This window comes from Brevibacterium sp. UBA7493 (genome assembly GCF_002479565.1).
GTDB classification, from domain to species: Bacteria; Actinomycetota; Actinomycetes; order Actinomycetales; family Brevibacteriaceae; genus Brevibacterium; species Brevibacterium luteolum.
Window position 1 is genome coordinate 139,696 of the sequence record NZ_DLOD01000014.1, and the last position, 26,086, is coordinate 165,781.

The 26,086-nt window shown below is 66.9% G+C and carries 19 protein-coding genes, 2 tRNA genes and 1 pseudogene; 16 read left to right on the plus strand and 6 right to left on the minus strand.

The genetic code is table 11. The features are described from left to right. Positions 1 to 88: 88 nt before the first annotated feature. Positions 89 to 2,740 (minus strand): aminopeptidase N, encoded by a 2,652-nt coding sequence (pepN, locus tag B4E96_RS08685; RefSeq protein ID WP_102159746.1) that lies wholly within the window; start codon positions 2,738 to 2,740, stop codon positions 89 to 91. Positions 2,741 to 2,882: 142 nt separating this feature from the next. On the opposite strand from pepN, the gene B4E96_RS08690 reads away from it, so the two are divergent. After that, a complete protein-coding gene (locus B4E96_RS08690) occupies positions 2,883 to 3,491 on the plus strand; it encodes a DsbA family protein (RefSeq protein ID WP_286957192.1) in 609 nt (202 codons plus the stop codon). A 33-nt stretch (positions 3,492 to 3,524) separates the two neighbouring features. Further along, positions 3,525 to 3,992 carry a ribose-5-phosphate isomerase gene (locus B4E96_RS08695; protein ID WP_102159750.1) on the plus strand — a complete coding sequence of 156 codons (468 nt, stop codon included), beginning with the start codon at positions 3,525 to 3,527 and terminating at the stop codon, positions 3,990 to 3,992. 98 nt (positions 3,993 to 4,090) lie between these two features. Here B4E96_RS08695 and B4E96_RS08700 read toward each other — a convergent pair whose 3' ends face one another. Further along, entirely contained in the window at positions 4,091 to 4,933 is an 843-nt protein-coding gene (locus B4E96_RS08700; protein WP_375544707.1) for a CPBP family intramembrane glutamic endopeptidase, read from the minus strand. A 100-nt stretch (positions 4,934 to 5,033) separates the two neighbouring features. Further along, positions 5,034 to 5,104 (minus strand) — tRNA-Gly (locus B4E96_RS08705). A gap of 178 nt (positions 5,105 to 5,282) precedes the next feature. Between B4E96_RS08705 and B4E96_RS08710 the strand changes: the two genes are divergently transcribed. The 4 genes from B4E96_RS08710 (at position 5,283) to B4E96_RS08725 (ending at position 8,350) form a co-directional block, all read left to right on the plus strand. Then, positions 5,283 to 5,356 (plus strand) — tRNA-Pro (locus B4E96_RS08710). A gap of 349 nt (positions 5,357 to 5,705) precedes the next feature. After that, positions 5,706 to 6,074 (plus strand): Cd(II)/Pb(II)-sensing metalloregulatory transcriptional regulator CmtR, encoded by a 369-nt coding sequence (cmtR, locus tag B4E96_RS08715; RefSeq protein WP_165883108.1) that lies wholly within the window; start codon positions 5,706 to 5,708, stop codon positions 6,072 to 6,074. Then, complete coding sequence (locus tag B4E96_RS08720) at positions 6,071 to 8,035, plus strand: heavy metal translocating P-type ATPase (RefSeq protein ID WP_286957194.1); 1,965 nt, start codon at positions 6,071 to 6,073, stop codon at positions 8,033 to 8,035. Before cmtR ends, B4E96_RS08720 begins: the two co-directional genes overlap by 4 nt. A 12-nt stretch (positions 8,036 to 8,047) precedes the next feature. Further along, complete coding sequence (locus B4E96_RS08725) at positions 8,048 to 8,350, plus strand: hypothetical protein (RefSeq protein WP_007321360.1); 303 nt, start codon at positions 8,048 to 8,050, stop codon at positions 8,348 to 8,350. Positions 8,351 to 8,501: 151 nt separating this feature from the next. Here B4E96_RS08725 and B4E96_RS08730 read toward each other — a convergent pair. Beyond that, a pseudogene (locus B4E96_RS08730) lies at positions 8,502 to 8,750 on the minus strand (LLM class flavin-dependent oxidoreductase); the annotation flags it as partial. A 206-nt stretch (positions 8,751 to 8,956) separates the two neighbouring features. Here B4E96_RS08730 and tig point away from each other — a divergent pair. From tig to clpX, 4 genes are all read left to right on the plus strand, one after another. Continuing rightward, on the plus strand, positions 8,957 to 10,333 hold the full coding sequence (tig, locus tag B4E96_RS08735; protein WP_259836150.1) for a trigger factor: 1,377 nt from the start codon (positions 8,957 to 8,959) through the stop codon (positions 10,331 to 10,333). A gap of 173 nt (positions 10,334 to 10,506) precedes the next feature. Beyond that, positions 10,507 to 11,139, plus strand: coding sequence for an ATP-dependent Clp protease proteolytic subunit (locus tag B4E96_RS08740; protein WP_102159770.1), 633 nt, complete (start codon positions 10,507 to 10,509; stop codon positions 11,137 to 11,139). Positions 11,140 to 11,149: 10 nt separating this feature from the next. Further along, the gene (locus tag B4E96_RS08745; RefSeq protein ID WP_102159772.1) at positions 11,150 to 11,794 is read left to right on the plus strand and encodes an ATP-dependent Clp protease proteolytic subunit; all 645 of its coding nucleotides are present in this window, start codon (positions 11,150 to 11,152) and stop codon (positions 11,792 to 11,794) included. 264 nt (positions 11,795 to 12,058) lie between these two features. Then, positions 12,059 to 13,324 (plus strand): ATP-dependent Clp protease ATP-binding subunit ClpX, encoded by a 1,266-nt coding sequence (gene clpX / locus B4E96_RS08750; protein WP_102160687.1) that lies wholly within the window; start codon positions 12,059 to 12,061, stop codon positions 13,322 to 13,324. A 996-nt stretch (positions 13,325 to 14,320) separates the two neighbouring features. Here clpX and B4E96_RS08755 read toward each other — a convergent pair. After that, entirely contained in the window at positions 14,321 to 14,989 is a 669-nt protein-coding gene (locus tag B4E96_RS08755; RefSeq protein WP_259856018.1) for an AIM24 family protein, read from the minus strand. A gap of 140 nt (positions 14,990 to 15,129) precedes the next feature. Then, positions 15,130 to 17,769 carry a valine--tRNA ligase gene (gene valS, locus B4E96_RS08760; RefSeq protein WP_286957196.1) on the minus strand — a complete coding sequence of 880 codons (2,640 nt, stop codon included), beginning with the start codon at positions 17,767 to 17,769 and terminating at the stop codon, positions 15,130 to 15,132. A gap of 75 nt (positions 17,770 to 17,844) precedes the next feature. Here valS and B4E96_RS08765 point away from each other — a divergent pair, with 75 nt between their 5' ends. The 6 genes from B4E96_RS08765 (at position 17,845) to B4E96_RS08790 (ending at position 26,021) form a co-directional block, all read left to right on the plus strand. After that, positions 17,845 to 18,921, plus strand: coding sequence for an acyltransferase (locus B4E96_RS08765; RefSeq protein WP_257994973.1), 1,077 nt, complete (start codon positions 17,845 to 17,847; stop codon positions 18,919 to 18,921). 178 nt (positions 18,922 to 19,099) lie between these two features. Further along, positions 19,100 to 19,852, plus strand: coding sequence for an SDR family oxidoreductase (locus tag B4E96_RS08770; RefSeq protein ID WP_102159782.1), 753 nt, complete (start codon positions 19,100 to 19,102; stop codon positions 19,850 to 19,852). 116 nt (positions 19,853 to 19,968) lie between these two features. Then, complete coding sequence (locus B4E96_RS08775; protein WP_286957198.1) at positions 19,969 to 20,394, plus strand: hypothetical protein; 426 nt, start codon at positions 19,969 to 19,971, stop codon at positions 20,392 to 20,394. A 352-nt stretch (positions 20,395 to 20,746) separates the two neighbouring features. Further along, positions 20,747 to 24,016, plus strand: coding sequence for an isoleucine--tRNA ligase (gene ileS, locus B4E96_RS08780; RefSeq protein WP_170273972.1), 3,270 nt, complete (start codon positions 20,747 to 20,749; stop codon positions 24,014 to 24,016). Next, positions 24,013 to 25,584 carry a bifunctional folylpolyglutamate synthase/dihydrofolate synthase gene (locus B4E96_RS08785; RefSeq protein ID WP_286957199.1) on the plus strand — a complete coding sequence of 524 codons (1,572 nt, stop codon included), beginning with the start codon at positions 24,013 to 24,015 and terminating at the stop codon, positions 25,582 to 25,584. The genes ileS and B4E96_RS08785 overlap by 4 nt, the downstream gene beginning before the upstream one ends. Then, positions 25,581 to 26,021, plus strand: coding sequence for a DUF4233 domain-containing protein (locus B4E96_RS08790; RefSeq protein ID WP_257994974.1), 441 nt, complete (start codon positions 25,581 to 25,583; stop codon positions 26,019 to 26,021). Before B4E96_RS08785 ends, B4E96_RS08790 begins: the two co-directional genes overlap by 4 nt. The last annotated feature ends 65 nt before the right edge of the window (positions 26,022 to 26,086 follow it).

The following is a 26,086-nucleotide window of genomic DNA, read 5'->3' on the forward strand; positions in this document are numbered from 1 at the left end:
TCAGAACAGGCCCGCCTCCGCTGGACATCGCATGAGGACGCGGTGTGGCATTGGCCACACCGCGTCTCAGGTTCGATCCAGCTGCCGGTCAGCTGCCCGCTTCCGCCCCGGCAGCGCTGAGCGCTTCCACGGCGGTCTGCTGGGCGCGCAGGTCCCGTTCGGCGTTGTCGAGGTTCTCGGCCATGAGCCGCAGCAGCCCCTTCGGGGCGGCCGGATGCTCCTGGAGCCACTGCCGGGTCCGGGCCACCGCCTCGGGCGTGGCCGGCGGGTAGAGCCTGAGCGTCAGCGTCTGCGCGATCTCCAGGGTGCGTGACTCCCACCAGCCGGCGACCCGGTCGAAGTACTCGGTGACGAAGCTGCCGACCGGTTCCTCAGCAGCCACCAGCGACCCGTCGGGCAGCTGCAGGCCGGCAGCGAAGCCCAGCGCGGTCGCAGCGACGACCGAGTTCGGCAGCTCGCGGTCATCGGCCAGGGAGCGGAATGCCGCGGTCTTGGCCGCCGGGGTCTGCGGGGAGGCCTTGGCCGTCTGAGCCTTGTTGCGGCCCATCGCGGTGTCATCGGCTTCCAGCGCGGCACTGATGCCGGCCTCATCGAGGCGTCCGGCGGCGGCCAGTGCGATGACGAGGCTCCAGCGCAGATCGGTGTCGATGCTCACGCCTTCGACCGGGGCGGAGCCGGTCTCAAGCATCTGGGCGACTCGGTCGAGCTGGCTGTCGGTCTCGGCGGTCTCGGCGAAGCCGATGAGGAACTGCAGCTGGCTGTCTGAGCCCGGGGCGGCGTTGTGCAGCTGTGTCCACAGGTCATCCGCGAACCGGGCGCGCGCATCGGCGCGCAGGTGCGGCGGCAGGAACCGGGTGATCGCGGCCTTCGCCTGCCGCAGCTGGGCGAGCAGCCCGGCCGAATGGGTGATGGATCCGGCATGTGCGCCGACGAGGGCGAGGTAGTCCTGGGCGGGGATCTCCCCGTCGCGGACCATATCCCACACGGTCGAGAAGACGAGCAGCTGGGTCAGCGAGTCCTCGAAGCCCGAGGCGTGGGCGACCGCATTGCGCAGGCTCACCTCATCGAACCGGGTCTTGGCATAGGTGAGGTCACCGTCGTTGACGACGATGATGTCCGGGCGAGACGAGGCACCGGCCGGGACCTCCACCTCGGCGACGGGGCCGTCGAGATCGATCGACTGGATGTGGGTGCGCACCACCTGGCCGGAGTCGGTGATGTCATAGCAGCCGATCGCCACGCGGTGCGGGCGCAGTGAGGGGACCGGGCGGCCGGGCAGCTCGACGGCCTCCTGGCTGATCGCCAGGCGGGTGAGCTGGCCGGACTCGTCGGTCTCGACGATCGGGCGCAGCAGGTTGATGCCCGATTCCTCCAGCCACAGCTGCGACCAGGTGCGCAGATCCCGGCCCGAGGTGGCCTCGAGTTCGGTGAGCAGGTCGTCCAGTTCCGTGTTCGCCCAGGCGTGGGCGTCGAAGTAGCGCTTGACGCCGGCGAAGAACGCATCTCGGCCGACCCAGGCGACGAGCTGCTTGAGCACGGCTGCGCCCTTGGCGTAGGTGATGCCGTCGAAGTTGACCTCGACGTCGAAGAGGTCCTCGATCGGGGCGACGATCGGATGGGTGCTCGGCAGCTGATCCTGCTGATACGCCCAGGCCTTCTCGACTGTTGCGAAGCTCGTCCACACATCGGAGAACTCCGAGGCCTCGGCAGTCGCCAGCGTCGAGGTGAACTCGGCGAACGACTCGTTGAGCCACAGGTCGTTCCACCAGCGCATCGTGACGAGATCGCCGAACCACATGTGCGCCAGTTCGTGCAGGATCGTCACCGCGCGGGACTCGACGGTGCTGCGCTTGGGCCGGGAACGGAAGACGTAGTCCTCGACGATCGTGACGGCACCGGCGTTCTCCATCGCCCCGGCGTTGAACTCCGGGACGAAGAGCTGATCGAACTTCTCGAACGGGTACGGGATGGCGAAGAGGTCTTCGAAGAAGGTGAACCCGGCACGGGTGAGCTTGAAGATCTCCTCGGCATCGACGTGCTCGAACAGCGATGCGCGGGCGTAGACGCCCAGCGGCACCTCCTCGCCGTCACGGCTGAGCAGCGAGGAGTGCGCGGACTTGTACGGCCCGGCGATGATCGCAGTGATGTAGGACGAGAGCGGGGGAGTGGGAGCGAACTGCCACAGCGCCATATCCGCTGATTCGATGCCGAGCTCGGCGAGCGCCTCATGCGGTTCGCCGGCGACCGGGGTCGGGGAGTTCGACACCACCGTCCACGACTCCGGGGCGATGATCGTGAAGGAGAACGAGGCCTTGAGGTCGGGCTGCTCGAACACGGCGAACACGCGGCGGGCATCGGGCACCTCGAACTGCGTGTACAGGTAGGTCTCGTCGTCGACCGGATCGACGAAACGGTGCAGGCCCTCACCGGTGTTCATGTAGAAGAACTCGGCGTCGATGCGCAGCTCGTTGTCCGGAGCCAGGCCCGGCAGGCTGATGCGGGCGGCCGAGACGTGCTCGTCGACAGGCAGCTCCTCGCCGTTGAGCCGGATGCTGTGCACCTTCGCGGTGACCGCGTCGATGAAGGTCGAATCATCGCTGTCGGCAGCGAAGCGCACCGTGGTGACTGAGCGGAACGTCTCTCCCTGACCGTCGAGAACGAGTGTGACGTCGTAGGACGTGACCGAGACCTGCGCGGCGCGCTCGGCCGCCTCGGCGCGGGTCAGGTTGTGCTGTGCCACGGACGGGCCTCCGGAATATCAGCTGGTGGAATGATCGGACTAGGCTCATTGTTGCATGATCGGAAGCCGTGCCGGGCGCATCCGGCGCGGTCATCGCACATCCGGCCGCAGCCCTGCGGCAGACCGACACGGAAGGACTCTGATGAGCACTGAGACACTTGATTTCTGGTTCGACGCGACCTGCCCCTGGGCGTGGATGACCTCCCGCTGGGCGCTTGAGGTCGAGAAGGTCCGCGACGTCAAGGTCGCCTTCCACCCGATGAGCCTCTCAGTGCTCAACCAGGGCCGTGAGGAGCTGCCCGAGGAGTACAAGGAGAACATGAAGCTCGCCTGGGGCCCGGCCCGCGTCGTCACCGCCGCGATGGTCGAACACGGACCCGAGGTGCTCGCCGATCTCTACACCGCCCTGGGCACCCTCATCCACGTCGAGGGCCGCCGCGACTTCGACGAGGTCATCCCCGCCGCGCTCGCCGAGGCAGGACTGCCGGCCGAACTCGCTCAGGCCGCCAACACCGATAAGTACGACGAGCAGCTGCGCGCCTCCCATCAGGAGGGCATCGACAAGGTCGGCGAAGACGTCGGCACCCCGGTCATCTCGCTGGGCGAGGTCGCCTTCTTCGGCCCGGTCGTCAGCCCTGCCCCCAAGGGCGAGGCTGCCGGTAAGCTGTTCGATGGAGTGCTGGCCGTGGCAAGCACCGACGGGTTCTTCGAACTCAAGCGCACCCGCACGGTCGGCCCGATCTTCGACTGAGTCTCCGACTGACACGCTGCGAAAGGGCAGGCAATGAAAGTTCATCTCGGCACCGACCACGCTGGCTTCGAGTTCAAGGAGGCGCTCAAGGCGCACCTCGCAGCCCAGGACTACGACGTCGTCGACCACGGCGCCCACGAATACGATGCACTCGATGACTACCCGGCCTTCTGCATCGCCGCCGCCGAGGCGGTGGTGACCGACAACGCCTCGGGCACCCCCGCACTGGGTGTCGTCATCGGCGGTTCGGGCAACGGCGAGCAGATGGCTGCCAACAAGGTCGAAGGCGCCCGCGCGGCCCTGGCCTGGAACCCGGAGATCGCCCGGCTGGCCCGCCAGCACAACAACGCCCAGATCGTCTCGATCGGCGCACGCCAGCACACCGAGGCTGACGCATTCGCCATCGTCGACGCGTTCCTGACCGAGCCGTTCTCCGGCGATGAGCGCCATGAGCGCCGCATCGGCATCATGGCCGCCTATGAGAACGGTGAGACCATCTGAGGCTGACGCTTGAGCGAGCCCTGAGCTGAGCCCGCCTGGCCGTCCCGGTCAGGCGGGCTCAGTCATGCCCAGGGAGCGAGTGCCCAGCGCCGACCGGTTCAGTACCAGAAGATCGGCAGGGCACCGGGATGGTGGGCATGCACGATGGTGAGGAAGACGATGAGGTCGAAGAGCAGGTGCACGCAGATCGTGTAGGGCAGTGACTTCGTGCGGGTGAAGATGAGCGCCTGGACGAGCGCGAACGGGATCGTGAGCACCGGACCCCAGGCCTGGTAGCCCAGCTCCCACAGGAAGGACACGAAGATTACCGAGGTGAGCACGTTGGCCGTCCAGAACGAGAAGTGCCGGTACAGCAGCGTGAAGACGGTGCAGATGAAGAACAGCTCATCCCAGATGCCCACGGCGTTGACGCCGAGGAACAGCCGGATGATCTCACTTGGGGTCTCGACGGCAGGCCAGTTGGTGTAGACCCCGGAGCTGATGAAGTACCGCGGCAGGATGAGCCAGCCGAGGAACAGCACGATGAACAGCCACGACCATTCGAGCTTCGACCACGGCTGGCCGATCCGCCGCGGGAACCTCACGGCATGATCGCGGTAGATCCAACGGCTGATGGCATAGGGGATGATGACCGCGCCGGAGAGTACGGCCCCCATCAATGCGATGTTGCCCCAGGAGATATCGGCCTTGAGTGAGATCGTCGAGATGAGCGCCAGCGCCAGGCAGATGAGCAGCACGTCCCGGCCCAGCGCCCGGTCGATCGCCCATGATCCGATGAGCCCGACGGCAAGCGGGAGATAGCCCCAGTCCGACTCGAAGCCGAAAAGCAGCACCGCTGCAGCAGAGACACACGCCACCGCTGCAGACGCCGGGCTGAGCGCGCGGTGCTGACGCGGGCGGTAGGATGCAGGACCTGCATGGGAGGGTTTGTGTTCGCTCACGGACTCATTGTGCCAAAGACCCAGCAGTCGCAGAATCGGGCACATGTCGGCGTACGGGGATAGAGAACCGCCGGCCCACATGTGGACCGGCGGAATGCGGAGGGGATGACGGGAATCGAACCCGCACCATCAGTTTGGAAGACTGAGGCTCTACCATTGAGCTACATCCCCGATGCGCCCGTGTGAGCGCTGTAGAAATGTTAGAACAGATCAGCTCCGAATGCAAAGCGAGGCGAGGGCTGGCCGAGTGGTGGTGACACCGTGACGTGGGCTGATGTGCGATGCCGGCAGCCGCGCTGCAGATTAGGAGGAAGACTGCGCAGGCGGCTAGAGTAGTGTCTCGTTGAGCCGGGGTGTGGCGCAGCTTGGTAGCGCATCCGCTTTGGGAGCGGAGGGTCGCAGGTTCAAATCCTGTCACCCCGACGGAGCGAAGTGCCGCGGGTTCTCTCGCGGCACTTCGTCTATTCACACGCCGCGTGTTGTGTTTCCAGACCCGGGGCCGGCATCGGTTTCGGGTGGGTTGGAAGCTTGGAACAGGAGCTTGCGTGCGAATGCTGTGGGCACGACCATGCGCTCAGGTGTAGCGGATGCGTGCGCCTTCGCTGCGCGTCCACGTGATGTAGCCGCCTTGGAAGTCCTGGCGCACCTGGGATGCCGACGTGGTCGAGCTGGCGCAAGAGGTGACCGCGGTTCCCGAGGGCAAGCGCGCGGAGCGCGTGCGGCAGCCCCTGCATCTGGACGATTGGTCAGCGTGCACTGTATAGTTCAGTGCATGCTGACTATTGCTTCGCGCCTCGACGTGATGAACCGGCTTGGCCGGGCCATGGCCGACCCGACGCGCTCCAAGATCCTGATGTCCCTGCTCGACGGCCCGAGCCACCCCGCCGTGCTCTCGCGCGAGCTGGGGCTGACCCGCTCGAACGTGTCCAACCATCTGACCTGTCTGCGCGACTGCGGCATCGTGGTCGCCGAGCCCGAGGGGCGGCAGACTCGCTACGAGATCGCCGACCCGCACCTGGCCGCGGCGCTGACGGCGCTGGTGGACGTGACGCTGGCGGTGGACGAGAGCGCCCCGTGCATCGACCCGCACTGCTCGGTGCCCGGCTGCTGCGGCCCGAGCGGCTCCGAGGACGCCTCGTGAGCGCCGCCTGCGGCTGCGACGAGCCGACCACCAACGCCGCCGAAGAGGCAGAGGAGACCGAGCGCCCGTGGTGGCGCGACCCGGGCCTGGTGGTGCCGATCCTCTCCGGGGTCGCGTTCGGCACCGGCCTGGTGCTGGAGTGGTCGGGGATGCACGTCGCGGCGCTGGTCGCGTTCTGGGCGGGCCTGCTGCTGGGCGCGTACACGTTCGTGCCCGGCGCGCTGCGGAACCTGTTCGCCAAGCGGAAGCTCGGGATCGCGCTGCTGATGACGATCAGTGCCGTCGGCGCGGTCATCCTCGGCTACGTGGAGGAGGCCGCCGCGCTGGCGTTCCTGTACTCGCTCGCCGAGGCCCTGGAGGACAAGGCGATGGACCGCGCCCGCGGCGGCCTGCGCGCGCTGCTCAAGCTCGTGCCGGAGACCGCGACCGTGCTGCGCGACGGTGCCTCGGTCGAGGTCCCGGCCAAGGAGATCGCCGTCGGCGACGTGCTGCTGGTCCGTCCGGGCGAGCGGGTCGCCACCGACGGGATCGTCCGCGTCGGACGCTCCAGCCTGGACACCTCCGCGATCACCGGCGAGTCGATCCCGGTCGAGGTCGCCCCCGATGACGCGGTCTCGGCGGGGGCGATCAACACCGCCGGCGTGCTGGAGGTCGAGGCGACCGCGGCGGGCACCGACAACTCGCTGACCACCATCGTGGAGCTGGTCGAGCAGGCCCAGGCAGAGAAGGGCGAGCGTGCGCGCATCGCCGACCAGATCGCCCGCCCGCTGGTGCCCGGCGTGATGGTCCTCGCCGTCCTGGTCGGCGTGCTCGGATCGCTGCTCGGCGACCCCGAGACCTGGATCACCCGCGCCCTGGTCGTCCTCGTCGCCGCCAGCCCGTGCGCGCTGGCGATCGCGGTGCCGGTCACCGTAGTGTCCGCGATCGGGGCGGCGACGAAGTTCGGCGTCGTCATCAAGAGCGGTGCCGCGTTCGAGCGCCTCGGCGGCATCCGCCACCTCGCCGTGGACAAGACCGGCACCCTGACCCGCAACCGGCCCGAGGTCACCGCCGTCGTCGCCGCCGACGGGTTCGACGACGCGCAGGTGCTCGCCTGGGCGGCGTCCGTCGAGCAGCACTCGACGCACCCTCTCGCCGCCGCCATCGCCGCCGCGGGCCAGGGGGCCCTCGCCGCGCAGGACGTGACGGAGGAGGCCGGGCACGGCATCGGCGGCACCGTCGACGGCCGCCGGGTGACGGTGGGCAGCCCCCGCTGGATCGACGCCGGACCGCTCAAGGCCCGGGTCGAGGACCTGGAGGCCGAGGGCCAGACCTGCGTGCTCGTGGCCGTCGACGGCCGCCTGGCCGGGGCGATCGGCGTCCGCGACGAGCTGCGCCCCGAGGTCCCCGAGGCCGTGCGCACGCTGCGAGGGCAGGGGGTTGAGGTGAGCATGCTCACCGGCGACAACGCCCGCACCGCCCACGCGCTCGCGCAGATCGCCGGGATCGGCGACGTGCACGCCGAGCTGCGGCCCGAGGACAAGGCCCGCATCGTCGCCCAGCTCTCCGAGGCCTCGCCGACGGCGATGATCGGCGACGGCATCAACGACGCCCCCGCCCTGGCCGGTGCGACTGTGGGCATCGCGATGGGCGCGACCGGCTCCGACGCCGCGATCGAGTCCGCCGATGTCGCCTTCACCGGGCACGACCTCGGCCTGATCCCGCAGGCGCTGCGGCATGCCCGCCGCGGCCGGGCGATCATGAACCAGAACATCGTGCTGTCCCTGGCGATCATCGCCGTGCTGCTGCCGCTGGCCATCACCGGCGTGCTCGGCCTGGCCGCGGTCGTCCTCGTCCACGAGGTCGCCGAGGTCGTCGTCATCGCCAACGGGCTGCGCGCCGCGCGTGCCCGCAAGAGGCAAGCGGCGGCCGCGTCGCCTGAGACGGCGTCACCGGCCGCGGTCCGCGCGGACAGAGCCTGAGAGGAGTGGATCATGGAGATCACGTTGCAGTACTTCGACGGGTGCCCGAACTGGGAGGTGCTCGACCGGCGTCTCACCGAGGCCCTCGACGGCCGATCGGACGTCCGCGTCGTGCATCAGCGAGTCGAGACTGCCGAGGACGCCGCCCGCCTCGGGTTCCACGGGTCCCCGACCGTCCTCATTGACGGTTCCGACCCCTTCGCCGACGAGCACACGCCGGTGGGGCTCGCCTGTCGAGTGTTCCGCACTCCTGCCGGGCTGGCTGGTTCGCCCACCGTCGATCAGCTGCGCGAAGTACTTGATGCGCCTCTATGAGGGTGGAGCACCGCCGGGTTGCGCGATCATCGCACCGACGCTCAGCGCAGGAAGAGCCGCCTTCATCGAAAACCAGCCAGGATTGCCGTCAGCGTTGTGCTGTAAAGCGCGCCGACGCTGACAACGGGTGCTACAACCCGGGCATGCGCTAGCGCAGATCGATGACGCCTGTGCCCACCTCGATGCGCTGCGTGCGCGCAGCGATGGCGGCCAGCAGCGGCATCGGGGCAGCCGACTGGCGGGCGACATGATGCACCCGGAAGTACGCGCCGTTGACACCGAGCTCATCGGCCCGTTCGGCGATGGTGATGGCATCGTGGAGCATCTGCCGGGCATCGGGATCACCAAGCCCGCGCCCGTGACCGTAATGACCGAATGACAGGAATCCGAAAGCTCTCATACCCAGCCAACACAATTGAACTCTCAACTGTTCCCCTGCGGTGCCGACGGGAGCCCGCGGCGCTGCACCGGTCCGATGTGCAAAACGGCGGCCTCCATGACTAGACTGGAGAGCTGTGCGTTGCCGCCGGAGTCTGTGCGGTGATGAGACTCATGACTTAGGCGGATCGCCTCCGCCGATCCCACCGTCCGAACGAGAGGTACATCGTGAAGAGCTCCGTCGAGAATCTCGACCCGACTCGGGTCAAGCTCAGCGTTGAAGCGCCTTATGCCGAACTCAAGCCGAGCATCGACGAGGCATACAAGGAGATCTCCAAGCAGATCACCGTCCCCGGCTTCCGCCGCGGCAAGGTTCCGGCCCGCATCATCGACCAGCGCGTCGGCCGTCCGGCCGTCCTGCAGGAGGCCGTCAACAACAGCCTGGACGATTTCTACCGCCAGGCTCTGAACGAGAACGACGTCCGCCCGCTCGGCAGCCCCGAGGTCGAGGTCTCCGAGATCCCCGGACTCGACGGAGCCGAAGAGGGCAACCTCGTCTTCACCGTCGAGGTGGACTGCATGCCGAGCATCGAGCTGCCGGCCTACGACTCCATCGAGGTCGAGGTCGACACCTACGAGGTCACCGACGAGGACATCGACAAGGAGATCGACGAGCTGCGTGCCCGCTTCGGCACCCTCAACCCGGTCGACCGTCCGGCCGCTGAAGGCGACTTCGTCACCATCGACCTGACCGCCAAGGTCGATGACGAGGTCATCGACGAGGCCACCGACATCTCCTACGAGGTCGGCGCCGGCACCATGATCGACGGTCTCGACGATGCTCTTGTCGACCTGTCCGAGGGCGAGGAGACCACCTTCAACACGACGTTGGCCGGTGGAGAGCACAAGGGTTCTGAGGGAGTCGTCACCGTCAAGCTCAACGCCGTCAAGGAGCGCGTCCTCGCTGATGCCGATGACGACTTCGCTCAGATGGCCTCTGGTTCGGACACCATCGAGGAGCTGCGCGAGGAGACCCGCGAGAGCGTCGCCAAGCAGAAGGAGCTCGAGCAGAGCGTCCAGGCGCGCGAGAAGGTTCTCGACGCCCTGCTGGAGACGGTCGAGCTGCCGCTGCCGGAGAAGTTCCTCGCCGAGGAGGTCTCCCGCCAGGCTGAGGCCGCCGGTGTCGAAGAGGGCGACGAGCGCTACCAGGAGATCCAGGACGAGACTGCCAGGGCCGTCCGCACCCAGTTCCTGCTCGACGCGATCGCTGAGAAGGAAGAGGTCGAGGTCTCCCAGGCCGAGCTCATCGAGTACATCATGGCGATGGCCCAGCAGTACGGCATGCAGCCCCAGGAGTTCATCCAGATGCTGCAGTCCTCCGGCCAGGTGCCGGCCATCAGCGGAGAGGTCGCCCGCCGCAAGGGCCTGGCTGCTGTCCTCGCTGAGGCCAAGGTCGTCGACACCGACGGCAACGCCGTCGACATGACGAAGTTCGTCACCCCGGAGTCCGAAGAGGACGACGAGGAAGGCGACGACGCCGACGACGCTGAGGCCGACGAGACTGCTGAGGCAGCCGACGACGCCGAGGCTGAGAAGCAGGACTGACCTGCTGCTCACCAGCCGCTGAGACAGGGCGGGCACGGGAGACCGTGCCCGCCCTGCGCCGTCTGTGATCAACCCTCATATGCTGAGGGCGAACACAAGGCGGTGCGGGACTAAAACCCGGTGCCGACGGGTTAGAGTCCAGTAAGCATGGAACCGAACCACAGGAGTGACACGTGACGACACACGAGTACGCCTCCCAGCCGGTCGCGCAGGACAAGCCGGCAGGACTGGGACTGGATGATCACATCTTCAACCGGCTGCTCAAGGAGCGCATCATCTGGTTGGGTTCAGAGGTGCGCGACGAGAACGCCAACGCCATCTGCGCGCAGATGATGCTGCTGGCAGCCGAGGATCCCGACCGCGATATCTGGCTCTACATCAACTCACCCGGCGGCTCGGTCACCGCGGGCATGGCGATCTACGACACCATGCAGTACATCCGCCCCGACGTCGGCACCGTCGCCATGGGTATGGCCGCCTCGATGGGACAGTTCCTGCTGTCCTCGGGTGCGAAGGGCAAGCGCTACGCCACCCCGCACGCCCGGATCCTCATGCACCAGCCGCTGGGCGGCATCGGCGGCACCGCCACCGACATCAAGATCCAGGCCGAGCTCATCCTGCACATGAAGAAGCAGATGGCCGAGCTGACCGCCGAGCAGACCGGCAAGTCCCTGGAGCAGATCCTCAAGGACAATGACCGCGACCACTGGTTCACCGCTGATGAGGCCCTCGACTACGGGTTCATCGACAAGGTCATCACGAAGTCCGACGACCTCGACGGCGAAACCTCGCTCAACGAAGCATAAGGAGACATAGATGACTCGTATCGATCCCTGGAGCACCGCCGGTGCGATGCCGACCTCGCGCTATGTCATGCCGCAGTTCGAAGAGCGCACTCCGTACGGCTTCAAGCGGCAGGACCCCTACACCAAGCTGTTCGAGGACCGTGTCATCTTCCTCGGCGTGCAGGTCGACGACACGTCTGCCGATGACGTCATGGCCCAGCTGCTCGTCCTCGAATCGCAGGATCCGGACCGTGATATCACGCTCTACATCAACTCTCCGGGCGGTTCGTTCACCGCGCTGACGGCGATCTACGACACGATGCAGTACATCAAGCCCGAGATCCAGACCGTCTGCCTCGGTCAGGCCGCCTCGGCTGCCGCTGTGCTGCTGGCTGCCGGCACCCCGGGCAAGCGCCTGGCGCTGCCGAACGCCCGTGTGCTCATCCACCAGCCGGCCATGCAGGGCCAGGGCCACGGCCAGGCCTCGGACATCGAGATCCAGGCCGCCGAGGTGCTGCGCATGCGCACTTGGCTGGAGGAGACGCTGGCCAGGCACACGAACAAGTCCGCTGACCAGATCTCCAATGACATCGAACGCGACCTGTTCCTCACCGCCGAGCAGGCCAAGGAGTACGGCCTGGTTGACCAGGTGCTCTCCTCGCGCAAGAACGCCTGAGGACAGCCGCCGACAGCGCAGCCTCGCCGGCCCGCACCCCGTTTCGGAGTGCGGGCCGGCGCCGTCTGCGAAGCAGCGGCCTGATCGGCCCAGACGCGCACCTCACGGTCGCCGCCGCAGCGGTGTCCGAGCAGTTCTCCGGGGCTGTGCCGACACGCGCCTCCTCAGGTGGCAGGCGATGTCTGTGCCGTGTGACATGCTGTTGAGGTACTGAACAGAAGCGGGTTAGGCTGATAGCGTGTGCCCCTTGGAAAGGTTGTGACCGTGGCGCGCAAGAGCGATAGTGCAGATCTTCTCAACTGCAATTTCTGCGGCAAGTCGCAGAAGCAGGTTCGCAAGCTCATTGCCGGTGGCGGTGTCTACATCTGCGATGAGTGCATCGGGCTGTGCAACGAGATCATCGAAGAGGAGCTCAATCAGCCGCTGGCCGAGGTCGAGGAGACCGAGCTGCCCAAGCCGCAGGAGATCTACGATTTCCTGCAGGAGTACATCGTCGGTCAGGAGCCCGCGAAGAAGGCCCTCGCCGTGGCGGTGTACAACCACTACAAGCGCATCCGCGCCTCCCGCAGCCTCGATGACGACGACATCGAGATCTCCAAGTCCAACATCCTGCTCGTCGGTCCGACCGGTTCTGGCAAGACCTATCTCGCTCAGACGCTGGCGAAGAAGCTGAATGTGCCCTTCGCTGTCGCCGATGCCACCGCCCTGACCGAGGCCGGCTACGTCGGTGAGGATGTTGAGAACATCCTCCTCAAGCTCATCCAGGCCGCTGACTTCGATGTCGAGCGCGCCCAGACCGGCATCATCTACATCGACGAGATCGACAAGATCGCCCGCAAGGCCGAGAATCCCTCCATCACCCGCGATGTCTCCGGTGAGGGCGTGCAGCAGGCGCTGCTGAAGATCCTCGAAGGCACCCAGGCGTCGGTGCCGCCGCAGGGTGGGCGCAAGCACCCGCATCAGGACTTCATCCAGATCGACACGACCAATGTGCTCTTCATCGTCGCCGGCGCGTTCGCCGGTCTGGAGGAGATCATCTCCTCTCGGAAGGGCAAGCACGGCATCGGCTTCGGCGCGATGCTGCAGTCGAAGAACGACGCTGAGGACATCTACAGCCAGATGCTGCCCGAAGACCTGTTGAAGTTCGGGCTCATCCCCGAGTTCATCGGCCGTCTGCCGGTCATCGCCACCGTTTCCAACCTCGACCGCGATGCGCTCATGACGATCCTGACCGAACCCCGCAACGCACTGGTCAAGCAGTACCAGCGGATGTTCGAGTTCGACAACGTCGAACTCGAGTTCGAGCACGAGGCCCTTGAGGCGATCGCCGACCTCGCGCTGCTGCGCGGCACCGGCGCTCGCGGCCTGCGCTCCATCATGGAAGAGGTCCTGCAGCCGGTCATGTTCGATGTGCCCAGCCGCGACGACGTCGAACGCGTCGTCATCACCAAGGACGTCGTCGACTCGAACGTCGCCCCGACGATCGTGCCGCGCAAGGCGCAGCCGGCTCGCCGCAAGAAATCGGCCTGACCCTCCCGCTCGCAGAGGAGTCTGCGCGAGAGCCGGCGTGCACTCGGTAGACCGTTCTGCAGCCGCTGAGCTTTGACTCCATGACGCATAGTGCAGCCATTCAGTTACCGCAGCTGAATGGCTGCGTTATTGCCTCAGGGAGCACCCATGGAACACCTCATCATCAACCGCAGCAATGAGATCGCTGCGTCCGCTCCAGCCGTCTTCGCGCTGATCTCACAGCCCGGATAGTTCATCAACGATGGAGAGCTGCGCGATCACACCGTTACGCGCAGCGATGACCTGGCCTTCGTCACCGCCCCGGTTCATGGCACTTTCGCCATTCACGCCGTCGAGCTCAGGCCTCCGCACTACGCGGCCTCCAGGTGGACAGCCGGTGAGCCGCTCGACGGCCCCGCTGAAGCCGTCGTCGCCAGGGAGCTTCCGATGACGCTCACAGAGTCCTTCATCACTGAAGGATCTGAGGGTGTGACGCTGCGTGTGCGCGAAACCGGATTCGAGAACCTCGATGTCGACGTCATAACCCAGCGGTCCTGCTTCGACGCCAACGACTCCGGCTGGCGAGAGAGCTCGTCCTGGCCAAAGCCGCCCTGGAGCAGACTGCCGGCCCGTAAGCAGGTGCGGAGGCAGGGATGCGATGAGTCGCCGGCGCCGACGAGACAGTGCAGGTCCTGCGCGCGCTGGGGGAGAGCACCAGGCGGGAGCTCATACTCCGGCTCGGGAAGGCTCCGGCATCTGCTTCAAGGCTGCACCACGAACTCAGCATCTTCGCCAGGTCACCAGGAATCACCTGGAGATTCTGCGCGAGGCGGGTCACGTCTCAGCCGAGCGCGGCCGGGCCGTTGTCTATCAGGTGGCACCGGCACGCCCTGGCGGCATCGCTGCCGCGCTCGAAGAGTTCAGCAGGGGCTGCGACCGGCCCCTGGCTGCGATCAGACGAGCCGCAGAGACCGGCGACAGCGCGCAGACTGAGCGACTGTTCTGACCTGTGCTGGCTCAGTACGTCTCTGCCGGCTGAACGACGACGAAGCCCGGACCGTGGAAGCGCATCTGGATCCCCTCACCGGAGCCCCGGCCGAAGAATGAGCCGAGGGTGACATCTGTGTGGATGTCCGGAGCGAGGTTCGCCGACCAGCACACCGCCGCCTGCGGGTCGACGAACGTCGGAGTGCGCGAGCAGTCGAGGACCATCGGCTGGCCCTGCGCACAGATCGCGGCCGTGCCGTGACCGGAGAGCTCAAGGTTGAACAGCCCGGAACCCGAGGTGAGCGCGCCGATGCCGCGCAGCGGCTGGATGTCCCAGCGCAGCGAGGCGTCGAAGGCGAGCATGCTCGACGTGTTGACGGTCAGCGCGTCCTGCGGACCTTCGAGCTGCATCATGAAGATGTTCGCGGCCATCCGGGCGAAGAAGATCTCGCCGTGACCTTCGACCCGCATGAGCTGGCCGCCCTCACCTGTGGCAGCCTTCTTCATGAACTGCCCAACCGAGGTCGAACCCTGGTGCTTGAAGTTGACGTTGCCCTGGTAGGCGACCATCGCACCCTTCGTGGCGATCATCGGCTCCTGCGGGGTCACCACCCCTCGCACCATCCGGCTGGACTGCATCGTCCATCGCTGATTGAGCTCCTGCTCCTGGTGCTGTTTGGCGAAGAGTTCGCTGCGCATCGCTGTCTCCTGGTCGTGCGCGCCGGGCCGGTGCCCGACTGGGGGATATGTAGCTGGGGGCGTGCAGATCGACTGCACGCCCCCAGCTTAAGCCCACATCAGGCTCAGCGAGCCGCTTCAGTGTGGCTGTTCGGCAACACTCACTCGGCGGTCTCGAACTCGACGTCGGCGACCGTGATGTCGTCACCGCCGGCCGACAGTGTCCACGCCTGCACGCGGCCGGCGGCCATGATGTCACTCTCAGCACCCTGTGCGGCGGCGAGCACTGCCTCGGGAACGGTCACGGTCACCGAGGTGATCGGGGTCTTCTGTGAGACCTTCGCCTCGGTCTTCGCGCGGCGCAGCTCGCCGAGCACATCGCCGACGTGCCCGAGAGCCTGAGTGTCGGCGTCGAATACCGGCAGGTCGTCCGCCTGTGGCCAGACAGCTCGGTGAACGGAACCGGACCGCCACCACGACCACACCTCTTCGGTCACGAACGGCATGAACGGGGCGAAGAGACGCAGCAGCACATCGAGGGCGGTCGCCAGAGTCGCGTGCGCCGAGAACTGGCCGGCTTCGCCGACCGAACCGTAGGAGCGGTCCTTGGCCAGTTCGACGTAGTCGTCGGTGAAAGCCCAGAAGAACGACTCGGCGGTGCGCAGCGCATGAGCGTAGTCGTACTCGGCCATGAAAGCCGAGCACTCGGCTGCGGTCTCGCGCAGCGCCGCCAGCACAGCCTGGTCGAGGCTTTCGGTGATGAGGTCGGTGCGGCCGATGAGATCGGCGTGCACACCCTGGGCGAGTGCGAACTTCGAGGCGTTGAGGATCTTCATCGCCAGGCGCCGGCCGATCTGCATCTGCGTGACCTCATAGGCGGTGTCGGCACCGAGCCGGGCCGAACCGGCCCAGTAGCGCACGGCATCCGGTCCGAAGCCGGGCTTGGACTCCTCGAGGATGTCGCTGGGCACGACGACATTGCCCTTGGACTTCGACATCTTCTTGCGGTCCGGATCGAGGATCCAGCCTGAGAGCGCAGCCCGGGTCCACGGCACATCGTCGTTCAGCGAATTGGCGCGCACGACGGTCGAGAACAGCCAGGTGCGGATGATGTCATGGCCCTGCGGGCGCAGGTCGAACGGTGCCGTCTGGGACCACAGCTTCTCGTCCCGCGACCAGCCGCCGGCGATCTGCGGGGTCAGCGACGAGGTCGCCCACGTGTCGAGCACATCCGGCTCACCGGTGAAGCCACCGGGCTGATCGCGCTGCTCGGCGGTGAACCCGTCTGGCACATCTGCCTGCGGGTCGACCGGCAGCGAAGCGTCATCGGGCACGATGGGGTTGTCGTAATCGGGCTCGCCGGCCTCATCAAGGCGATACCACAGTGGGATCGCGACACCGAAGTAGCGCTGGCGGGAGATGAGCCAGTCGCCGTTGAGACCCTCCACCCAGTTCTCGTAACGGGAGCGCATGAACGAGGGATACCAGTCGAGTTCCCGGCCGCGGGAGATGAGCTTCTTGCGCAACCCGGAATCGGTGCCGCCGTTGCGGATGTACCACTGCCGGGACGTCACGACCTCCAGCGGCTTGTCGCCCTTCTCGTAGAACGGCACCGGGTGCGTGATCGCCTCCGGCTCAGCGAGCAGATCGCCGGACTCAGCGAGCATCTCGGCGATCGTCCTGCGTGCGGTGAACGTCGTCTTCCCGGCCAGCTGCTCATAGTTGGCCACCGCCTCGGGAGCGGGGGAGGAGACGATCCATTCCGGGACCTCGCGCTGCAGACGGCCATCGCGGGTGATGACCGCGCGGGTGGGCAGCTGAAGCTCACGCCACCACGTGACGTCGGCGAGGTCACCGAAGGTACACACCATGGCGATGCCGGTGCCTTTCTCCGGCTTGGCCAGCTGGTGGGCACGCACGTCGACGGCCACGCCGAACAGCGGGGAGACGACCTGGGTGCCGAAGTAGTCCTGGTAGCGCTCATCATCCGGGTGCGCGACGAGCGCCGCCACCGCCGGGATGAGCTCCGGACGCGAGGTGACGATCACGATCGGCTCAACCGACGTGTCAGCCGTGCCGTCAGCAGCAGCCGGGTAGAACGCGACCCTGTGGTATGCGCCTTCGCGCTCCCGGTCCTCCAGCTCAGCCTGCGCCACAGCGGTGCCGAAGGTGACGTCCCACATCGTCGGGGCTTCCTGCGAGTACACATGCCCGCCGGCGAGGTCCTTGAGGAACGCCCGTTGAGACACAGCGCGGCAGTCGGCGTCGATGGTGCGGTAGGAGTGATTCCAGTCGACCGAGAGGCCCACCGAGCGGAACAGCGCTTCGAACACCTCACCATCGGAGCTGGCGAGCTTCTCGCACAGTTCGATGAAGTTCCGGCGCGAGACCGGTACGAAGTCCCGTGGGTTCCTCGCCGGCTTGGCGGGCGGCGTGAAGCCTGGGTCGTACGGCAGAGTCGGCTCGCAGCGCACTCCGTAGTAGTTCTGGGTGCGGCGCTCAGTCGGCAGGCCGTTGTCGTCCCAGCCGAGGGGGTAGAAGACGTTCTTGCCCATCATCCGCTGATAGCGGGCGATGATGTCGGTCTGGGTGTAGGAGAAGACGTGCCCCACATGCAGCGATCCCGACGCCGTTGGCGGGGGAGTGTCGATCGAGTAGACCTCCTGGCGGGAGGTCTCAGGGTCGAAGGCGTAAGTCTGCTGCTCGGACCAGCGGGAGTCCCACTTGTCCTTCAGGCCTTCGAGAGCGGGTCGGTCCGGGAGGTGCACCGAGTCATGTGTGCGTGAGGCAGGTTGAGTCATACCGGTGATTATCCCCGCACCGCGCAGCCGAACTCAAACCACCGGCGACCAGCGGCTTCATGTCAGGATAGGAGTGTGAGCCCCCTGCCGCCGACCCCGCGCTACGCCGAGAACGCAACGTCGACTGCCTGGATGAACCCGGCCCGCTCTCTGGCGATCCTCTTCGTCGTGGCCATCCACAGTGTCAGCGCCACCGTCGAGACCGATCTGAGCTCCCACGGCGACGCCACATGGTGGTCGGCCAACCTCATCGACGCGACCGCCCGCTGGTCAGTGCCGGTGTTCCTCATGATCTCCGGCGCGCTCGCCCTCGACCCCGATCGCGGCGTGCGGCCACGCGAATTCCTCATCAAACGCTTCTACCGCATCGGCATCCCGCTGGTGGTGTGGACAATCGTCTACATCCTCTTCCGTCTCTTCTACGAAGGTCGCATCCACACCACCTGGAGCCCGATCGCCGCGATCCTCACCGGCTCCCCGTATGTGCAGCTGTACTTCCTATACGTGCTCGCCGGACTGATCCTGCTCACCCCGTTCATGCGGCTTCTGTCGCTGCACGGAACGAAGCGCCTGCAGTGGGGCACTGCCGGGATTCTGCTGGCGATCGGGATGGCCGATCACGTCATCTCGACGTTCTTCGACGTCGGCGAGCCCAACGCCGCCACCCGGTTCCTGCCGCTCATGGGCTACTATGTGCTGGGCTTCGTGCTGCGCGACTGGATCCTCACCCGCAAACAGACGATCCTGGCGTGGCTCGTCTTCTTCGCCTCATACAGTGCGATCCTGGCATGGTCTGCGATCGGGCCGGGGGACAGGCCATGGCGGTTCGCCTACGAATACGTCTCCCCGTTCGTGGTGCCGATGTCGCTGGCCGCCTATGTGCTGCTGCACACTCACATGCGCACCGGCTGGCGGTTCCTCACCAGGATCTACCCGTACTCATTCGGCGTCTTCCTCCTCCACCCGCTCATCCTGTTCCCCATGCGGCAGGTCATCGGCCACCCCAACACGGTCGGCTCTGTGCTGTTCCACGGACTCGTCCTGCCGATCATCTACACACTCATCTGCACGGCCATCACCTGGCTGATGCTCAAGATCCCGTTCGTACGCGGAGCCTTCGGCGCCGGCAAACCGTTCCTCACCCGCGGCTGAGACACCGGGGGAGACCCGCCATGCTCGTGCTCGCCTTCAGCCCGCCGACTGTCGGGACGACGGCAGGCCGGCGCGCGGTCGTTACCGGCAGCGGGAGGACGCTCGCCACCTTGTGCAGGGCCAGGCCTGCGGCAAGGATGGAGACGACACCACATCCGGCTCATGAGGAGATGCCACGATGACGACCCTGCGCGCAGTAGTGACCGGAGCCAGCTCCGGGATCGGAGCAGCCACCGTCCGCCGCCTGACCGCCAGCGGCTGGCACGTCACCGCAGTCGCCCGCCGAACCGAGAAGCTCGCCGCGCTCGCCGACGAGACCGGGTGTACTGTCATCACCGCCGACCTCACCAGTGATGACGACGTCGCAGCGATGGCTGAGCAGGTCATCGCTGCAGGCCCTGTCCACGCTCTCATCGCCAACGCGGGCGCTGCCTACGGTCATGCAGAGATCGCCGACGCCGCGGTGACCGACTGGCAGAAGACCATGGACATCAACGCGTTCGGACTGCTGCGCAGCATCAACGCCCTGCTGCCTGCTCTGACCGCCTCGGGGCGCGGAGACGTGCTCATCATGGGCTCGACCGCCGGACTCGTCACCTATGAGGCAGCCGGTGCCTACACCGCCTCAAAGCATGCGGTGCATGCCATCGCGCAGACCCTGCGACTCGAGCTGGCGGGCAGTCCGGTGCGCGTCATGGAGATCGCCCCGGGCATGGTCAGGACTGAGGAATTCAATCGTAAGCGCTTCGGTTCACAGGAAGCCGCCGACAAGATCTACGAGGGGGTCGAGAATCCCCTGACGGCTGAGGACATTGCCGACGCGGTGGACTGGATGCTCAGCCGCCCGCATCACGTCAACGTCGACCTCATGGTCGTCCGGCCGCTTGCCCAGGCCGCCCAGCACAAGGTGGCCCGCCACCAGGGGCTGTGAACCGGTATTCCTCTGCGACGAAAGCCGTAACGACGCTGAGCGCGCCCCGGTGTGGCCTGGAAGCACCCGCCCGGCGGCGCATCCGCAACCGCCGGGCCGGGTGACGAGAGGAACCGATGTTGCACGCAGCCCTGGAGACACACCCGGGCACCGCCCCTGCCACCGGCTGGCGCTGGCGCGGCGTCGCCCGAGCCGCGGTCCTGTTCGCTCCTTCAGCGCTGTTCCTCGCCGGCTGGTTCTCCTCACTGCCGCCACAGGGCGCCCTCGATGCCGGGCTGCGCGCGCTCACCGTGGCGCTCTTCGTGCTCGCTGCCGGCCGCGGCCCCCGCATGCATCCGGTGCGGGCCCGGTTGCTGCTCGTCGCAGCGGCGCGAATCATGGCCGCCGCCGAATGGGCCCGGCATGTCCACCTCTCCGGCGCCACGGAGCTCGACGTGTCCTTCGCGCGGGGGGTACACGGGCGTGCTTCTCGTCATGCTGCTGATCGCGGCAGTTCGGTTCATCCGCGACCGCCGTGCACACACCGCTGCGGCAGCTGCTGACACCGCCGAGCCCGCCGCCCCCCAGCCGCGCGGACTGAGCCGGGCAGCGGAGCTCGGCAACCCACCGGTGCAGTTCGGAATCCGCATGCATCTGCGCTAAGATGTCTCCTGCGACGATCCGGCCATCACCGGGGAGCATCCGGAAGAACAGGCACCACTCCAGACAACTGGAACCGGTGCCCCACTAGACCCGGACGGGTAGGCCCGTCACAGCCTGGAAATGAGCGATCGGAGAGCTCCCACGCCCACCCGGGTCACGCCTCGGCGGCGGGAAGAACTCCGATAAGCGAGGTGGTACCGCGGCGGAAGCGTCGTCCTCGTCACCGGACCGCCGACCGCATCAAGGACGCTCATGACCGATCAGATCTATCCCAAGCAGAAGACCTCCGCTGCAGGCCTGACCGCATCGCCGTCGTTCCCTGCCATCGAAGACGACGTGCTGCGCTTCTGGAACGCCGACAACACCTTCCAGGCGAGCATCGACCAGCGTGAGGCCGGTTCCGAGGGCCAGAACGAATTCGTCTTCTACGACGGCCCGCCCTTCGCCAACGGCCTGCCGCACTACGGCCACCTGCTCACCGGCTACGTCAAGGACGTCGTCCCGCGCTACCAGACGATGCGCGGCAAGCGCGTCGAACGCCGCTTCGGCTGGGACACCCACGGACTGCCCGCCGAACTCGAAGCCGAACGCCAGCTCGGCATCACCGACAAGTCCGAGATCGGTGACATGGGCATCGCCCGCTTCAACGAAGTGTGCCGCTCCTCGGTGCTGACGTACACGAAGGAGTGGGAGGAGTACGTCACCCGTCAGGGCCGCTGGGTAGACTTCGACAACGACTACAAGACGCTCAACGTCGAGTACATGGAATCGGTCATCTGGGCGTTCAAGCAGCTGTGGGACAAGGGCTACGTCTACGAGGGCTACCGCGTCCTGCCGTACTGCTGGAAGGACCAGACGCCGCTGTCGAACCACGAGCTGCGCATGGACGAGGAAGTCTACAAGTCCCGCCAGGACCCCGCGGTGACGATCGGCTACAAACTCGCCGACTCCGATGAGTACGTCGTCATCTGGACCACCACCCCGTGGACTGTGCCGAGCAACCAGGCGGTGGCCGTCCACCCGGACGTCCAGTATGTCGCGGTGCGTCCCGGGCCCGAGGCGCCGGCTGAGCACCTGCGCGGCATCACCCTCATCATGGCCAAGGACCGGGTGGCCGCCTACGCGCGCGAGCTCGGCGAGGACCCCGAGGTGGTGCGCGAGATGACCGGCACCGATCTGCTCGGCCTGCGCTACGAACCGCCCTTCGGGTACTTCGAGGGCCGGCAGGAGGAGTTCGGCGAGGCGATGCACTCGATCCTCGCCGCCGACTTCGTCACCACCGATGACGGCACCGGCATCGTCCACCAGTCACCGGCCTTCGGTGAGGAGGACAAGGTGCTCACCGATGCCGCCGGGATCCACGCCGTTCGTCCCGTCGACGACGCCGGCTGCTTCGAAGCCCCGGTCACCGACTACGCCGGCCAGCAGGTCTTCGAGGCGAACAAGGCGATCATCCGCGACCTGCGCGACCACACCGGCCCGCTGGCCGGACGTTCGGCGCTGCTTGTGCGGCATGAGACCTACGAGCACTCCTACCCACACTGCTGGCGCTGCCGCACCCCGCTCATCTACCGGGCGGTGTCCTCGTGGTTCGTCAAGGTCACCGACTTCAAGGACCGGATGGTCGAGCTCAATGAGCAGATCAACTGGGTGCCGGAGAACGTCAAGCACGGCCAGTTCGGCAAGTGGCTGGAGAACGCCCGCGACTGGTCGATCTCTCGCAACCGGTTCTGGGGGTCGCCGATCCCGGTGTGGGTCTCGGACAACCCCGAATACCCGCGCACCGACGTCTACGGGTCGCTGGCCGAACTCGAAGCCGACTTCGGCCGGCTGCCGCTCAACGACAAGGGCGAACCGGACCTGCACCGGCCATGGATCGACGACCTCACCCGCCCGAATCCGGATGATCCGACCGGCCAGTCGACGATGCGCCGCGTGCCCGATGTCCTCGATGTGTGGTTCGACTCCGGTTCGATGAGCTATGCCCAGGTCCACTACCCGTTCGAGAACGCCGACTGGTTCGAACACCACTTCCCAGGCGACTTCATCGTCGAGTACATCGGCCAGACCCGCGGCTGGTTCTACACCCTCCACATCCTTGCCACCGCAGTGTTCGACCGCCCGGCCTTCCGCAACTGCATCAGCCACGGCATCGTGCTCGGCTCCGATGGGCAGAAGATGTCCAAGAGCCTGCGCAACTACCCGGACGTCAACGAAGTCTTCGACCGCGACGGCTCCGATGCGATGCGCTGGTTCCTGATGTCGAGCCCGATCCTGCGCGGCGGCAACCTCGTCGTCACCGAGCAGGGGATCCGCGACGGCGTGCGCCAGGTGATCCTGCCGCTGTGGAATGCTTGGCACTTCTTCGCCACCTACTCCAACAACGCCGACGGAGATGCCGGCACCCGCGGCTATGCCGCGCAGCCGCGTCACGAGTCCACCCGCGTGCTCGACCGCTACCTCATCGCCAAGACCCACGACCTCATCGTCGACTTCCAGCAGGCGATGGACGACTACGACGTGTGGGCGGCCTGCGAACTGGTCCGCGAGCACCTCGACATGTTCACCAACTGGTACATCCGCCGCTCGCGGCGGCGCTTCTGGGAGGGCACCGCCGAAGTGCGGGAGTCCTTCGACGTCTTCTACACCTGCTTCGAGGCGTTCCTGCGTGTGGCGGCCCCGCTGCTGCCCTTCACCGCAGAGGAGATCTTCCGCGGGCTCACCGGTGAGCGCTCCGTCCATCTGGCCGACTACCCCGACGCTGAGGCTTTCACCGCCGATGCCGATCTCGTCACCGCGATGGACCGCACCCGTCAGGTCTGCTCGACCGGCTCCTCGCTGCGCAAGGCCAACAACCTGCGTGTGCGCCTGCCGCTGGCCTCCCTGACGGTGGCCACCGATGAGGAGCTCGGCGCCGACTTCCGGTCGATCATCGCCGATGAGCTCAACGTCCGGGACGTCACCGTCATGGGCGTCGACCAGGCCGCTGCCGCCGGTTTCACCCTCGAACAGAAGCTCACCGTCAACGCCCGCGTCGCCGGCCCGCGCCTGGGCAGGAACGTGCAGGCGGCGATCAAGGGCTCGAAGGCCGGCGACTGGTCAGTCGCCGATGACGGCACCGTCACTGCCGGCGGGATCGAGCTCGAGGAAGGCGAATACACGCTCGACGAAGTCGCCGACGCCGGGGCAACGAGCGCTGCCCTGGCAGCGATGGATCGCGGCTTCGTCGCCCTTGACATCGAGGTCACCGACGAGCTGCGCGCCGAAGGCGTCGCTCGTGATGCGATCCGAGCGATCCAGAACGTGCGCAAGCAGCTCGACCTCGACGTCGCCGACCGGATCACGGTGCTGCTCTCGGCCCCCGAGCAGGTCCGTGCGGCCGTCGACTCCCACCGCGACATGGTTGCCGGTGAGGTGCTCGCCGTCGAATTCGGCACCACGAGCGAGCGGCTCAGCGGTGAGGAGGTCTTCACCGCCGGCGAACTCGCCTCCGATGCGGCCGTCCAGGTGAAGCGCGCATGAGCGAACACGACCCCGTCCACGGCACTGACGCTGCAGACATTGGGCCCGATGGCTCCGAGGTGCCGCAGCTGCCGGATTTCGAGGACAGCCCGCTCGTCCCACTCGTCCCCGACGACCCGGACGCAGCCGAGGTCGATGCGCTCGTCGCCGCCTCCCAGGGCGACGATGAGCCCGAGGCCGCTGTGCCCGCTGAGGCATGCGGCACCTCGGCGCTGGCCCGCGTGTACTCCGCGCTGCTCTCCCGGCAGGGGGAGACACAGGTCGAGCGCCGACTCGATGCGACCGAACGAGCCTGCCGACTGCTCGGCGACGTGCACAAGAGCGCTCCGGTCGTCATGCTCACCGGCACCAACGGCAAGTCCTCGACGGCGCGGATGGTCGATGCGATCCTCTCAGCGGCCGGGCTGCGGGTCGGGCGCTTCACGAGCCCGCACCTGCACCGGGTCACCGAACGCATCGCCGTCGACGGTGAGGAGGTCAGCGAACGCGTCTTCGTCGATGCCTATGACGCTGCCGCCCCGATCCTGGAGATGGTCGACGCGGAGCTCGTCGCCGCCGACCGTCCGAAGCTCACCTTCTTCGAAGCGCTGACGGTGCTCGCCTTTGCGATCTTCGCTGAGGCGCCCGTCGACGTCATGGTCATCGAGGTCGGGATGGGCGGCGAATGGGACTCCACCAACGTCGCCGATGCCGCCGTGTGCGGTTTCGCGCCGATCGGCTATGACCACCAGGCCTACCTCGGTGACACGCTCACCGAGATCGCCGCGACGAAGGCGGGAATCCTCAACCGCTCGATCGACCCGACTCCGTCCCCAGACCCGGTGGCAGTCATCGCAGGGCAGACTGCGGAGGCCGCCGAGGCGCTGGCAGTCCAGACAGCTGCACGGGGTGCGCCTGCGCTGTGGGCGGGGCAGAACTTCGGGTTGCGCGGGCGCGAACGCGCCGTCGACGGCCAGCTCATCGACGTGCAGGGACTCTACTCCGGATACCCGGACCTGTTCCTGCCGCTTCACGGGGAGCACCAGGCGCACAACGCCGCCTTGGCGATCGCCATGTGCGAGGCGTTCCTCGCCGATGCCGACAAGCCGCTGAACAGCGAGATCGTCGCCGAGGGAATGTCCCAGGTGACCTCGCCGGGACGCGCGGAGATCCTGCGCACCGAACCGACGATCCTCGTCGACGGGGCACACAATCCCGCCGCAGCCGAGGTGCTCGCTGACACGATCGACGAGGCGTTCGACTTCGAATTCGTCGTCGCAGTCGTCGCGATGTTCGCCGACAAGGACCCGCACGGAGTCCTCGAATACGTCCACCGGTTCGCCGACCGCATCGTCGTCTCCGAAGCGCTCTCTCCGCGAGCCCTCGAACACGGCGAACTCGCAGCAGCTGCCGCTGAGTGGTTCGACCCGGAGGACGTCACCGACACCCCCGACCTCAACGCTGCTCTCATGGCCGCGATCGACCTGGTCAACAGCCAGGACAGCCGGCACGCCGGGATCGTCGTGACCGGTTCGCTGCTGACCGTCGCCGAGGCCCGCACACTGCTGGGCAAGGGAGGCATCCAGTGACCGCCGAGCATCCGAACGCCGCAGGACGGGACAACCCGGGACCCAAGCCCGACGGGCCGCTGAAGTCGAAGCTGCCGGTGCTGTGCGGTTCGATCCTCATCTCAGAGATCTGCGTCGTCTACTTCGCCGGTCTCACCGGCATCGGGCTGAAACCGGTCAGCCTGCCGCTGCTCATCGCCGGCGTCGCAGTCATCACCGTTGTGCTGCTGGCCGCAGCGATCCTGCTGCCCCGCCGGATCGGCCAGAAGCGCCCTGGCATCCTGCTCGGGTGGATCGGTCAGGTGCTCATCGTCGCGTGCGGATTCGTGCTGCCGGCGATGTTCTTCATCGGTCTCGTCTTCACCGGCCTCTACGCGGCCGCCGTGTACTGGGGCAAGCGCATCGACCGCGAGGTCGTCGAGTACTTCAGCACCGGCGGGGGAGAAGCCACCACCTGATACCCGCGGTGTGAGCTGATTCTCACCGGCCGGGTGCGCCCGGTGGTGATGCAATAGACTGGCAC

What these genes read in the sequence shown, in the direction of transcription:
- B4E96_RS08755 (WP_259856018.1), bottom strand. Translation starts at nt 14,989, where the DNA reads ATGCGCAGCGAACTCTTCGCCAAACAGCACCAGGAGCAGGAGCTCAAT.
- B4E96_RS08690 (WP_286957192.1), top strand. Translation starts at nt 2,883, where the DNA reads ATGAGCACTGAGACACTTGATTTCTGGTTCGACGCGACCTGCCCCTGG.
- cmtR (WP_165883108.1), top strand. Translation starts at nt 5,706, where the DNA reads ATGCTGACTATTGCTTCGCGCCTCGACGTGATGAACCGGCTTGGCCGG.
- B4E96_RS08695 (WP_102159750.1), top strand. Translation starts at nt 3,525, where the DNA reads ATGAAAGTTCATCTCGGCACCGACCACGCTGGCTTCGAGTTCAAGGAG.
- valS (WP_286957196.1), bottom strand. Translation starts at nt 17,769, where the DNA reads ATGACTCAACCTGCCTCACGCACACATGACTCGGTGCACCTCCCGGAC.
- B4E96_RS08770 (WP_102159782.1), top strand. Translation starts at nt 19,100, where the DNA reads ATGACGACCCTGCGCGCAGTAGTGACCGGAGCCAGCTCCGGGATCGGA.
- B4E96_RS08745 (WP_102159772.1), top strand. Translation starts at nt 11,150, where the DNA reads ATGACTCGTATCGATCCCTGGAGCACCGCCGGTGCGATGCCGACCTCG.
- B4E96_RS08785 (WP_286957199.1), top strand. Translation starts at nt 24,013, where the DNA reads ATGAGCGAACACGACCCCGTCCACGGCACTGACGCTGCAGACATTGGG.
- B4E96_RS08775 (WP_286957198.1), top strand. Translation starts at nt 19,969, where the DNA reads ATGTTGCACGCAGCCCTGGAGACACACCCGGGCACCGCCCCTGCCACC.
- ileS (WP_170273972.1), top strand. Translation starts at nt 20,747, where the DNA reads ATGACCGATCAGATCTATCCCAAGCAGAAGACCTCCGCTGCAGGCCTG.
- B4E96_RS08725 (WP_007321360.1), top strand. Translation starts at nt 8,048, where the DNA reads ATGGAGATCACGTTGCAGTACTTCGACGGGTGCCCGAACTGGGAGGTG.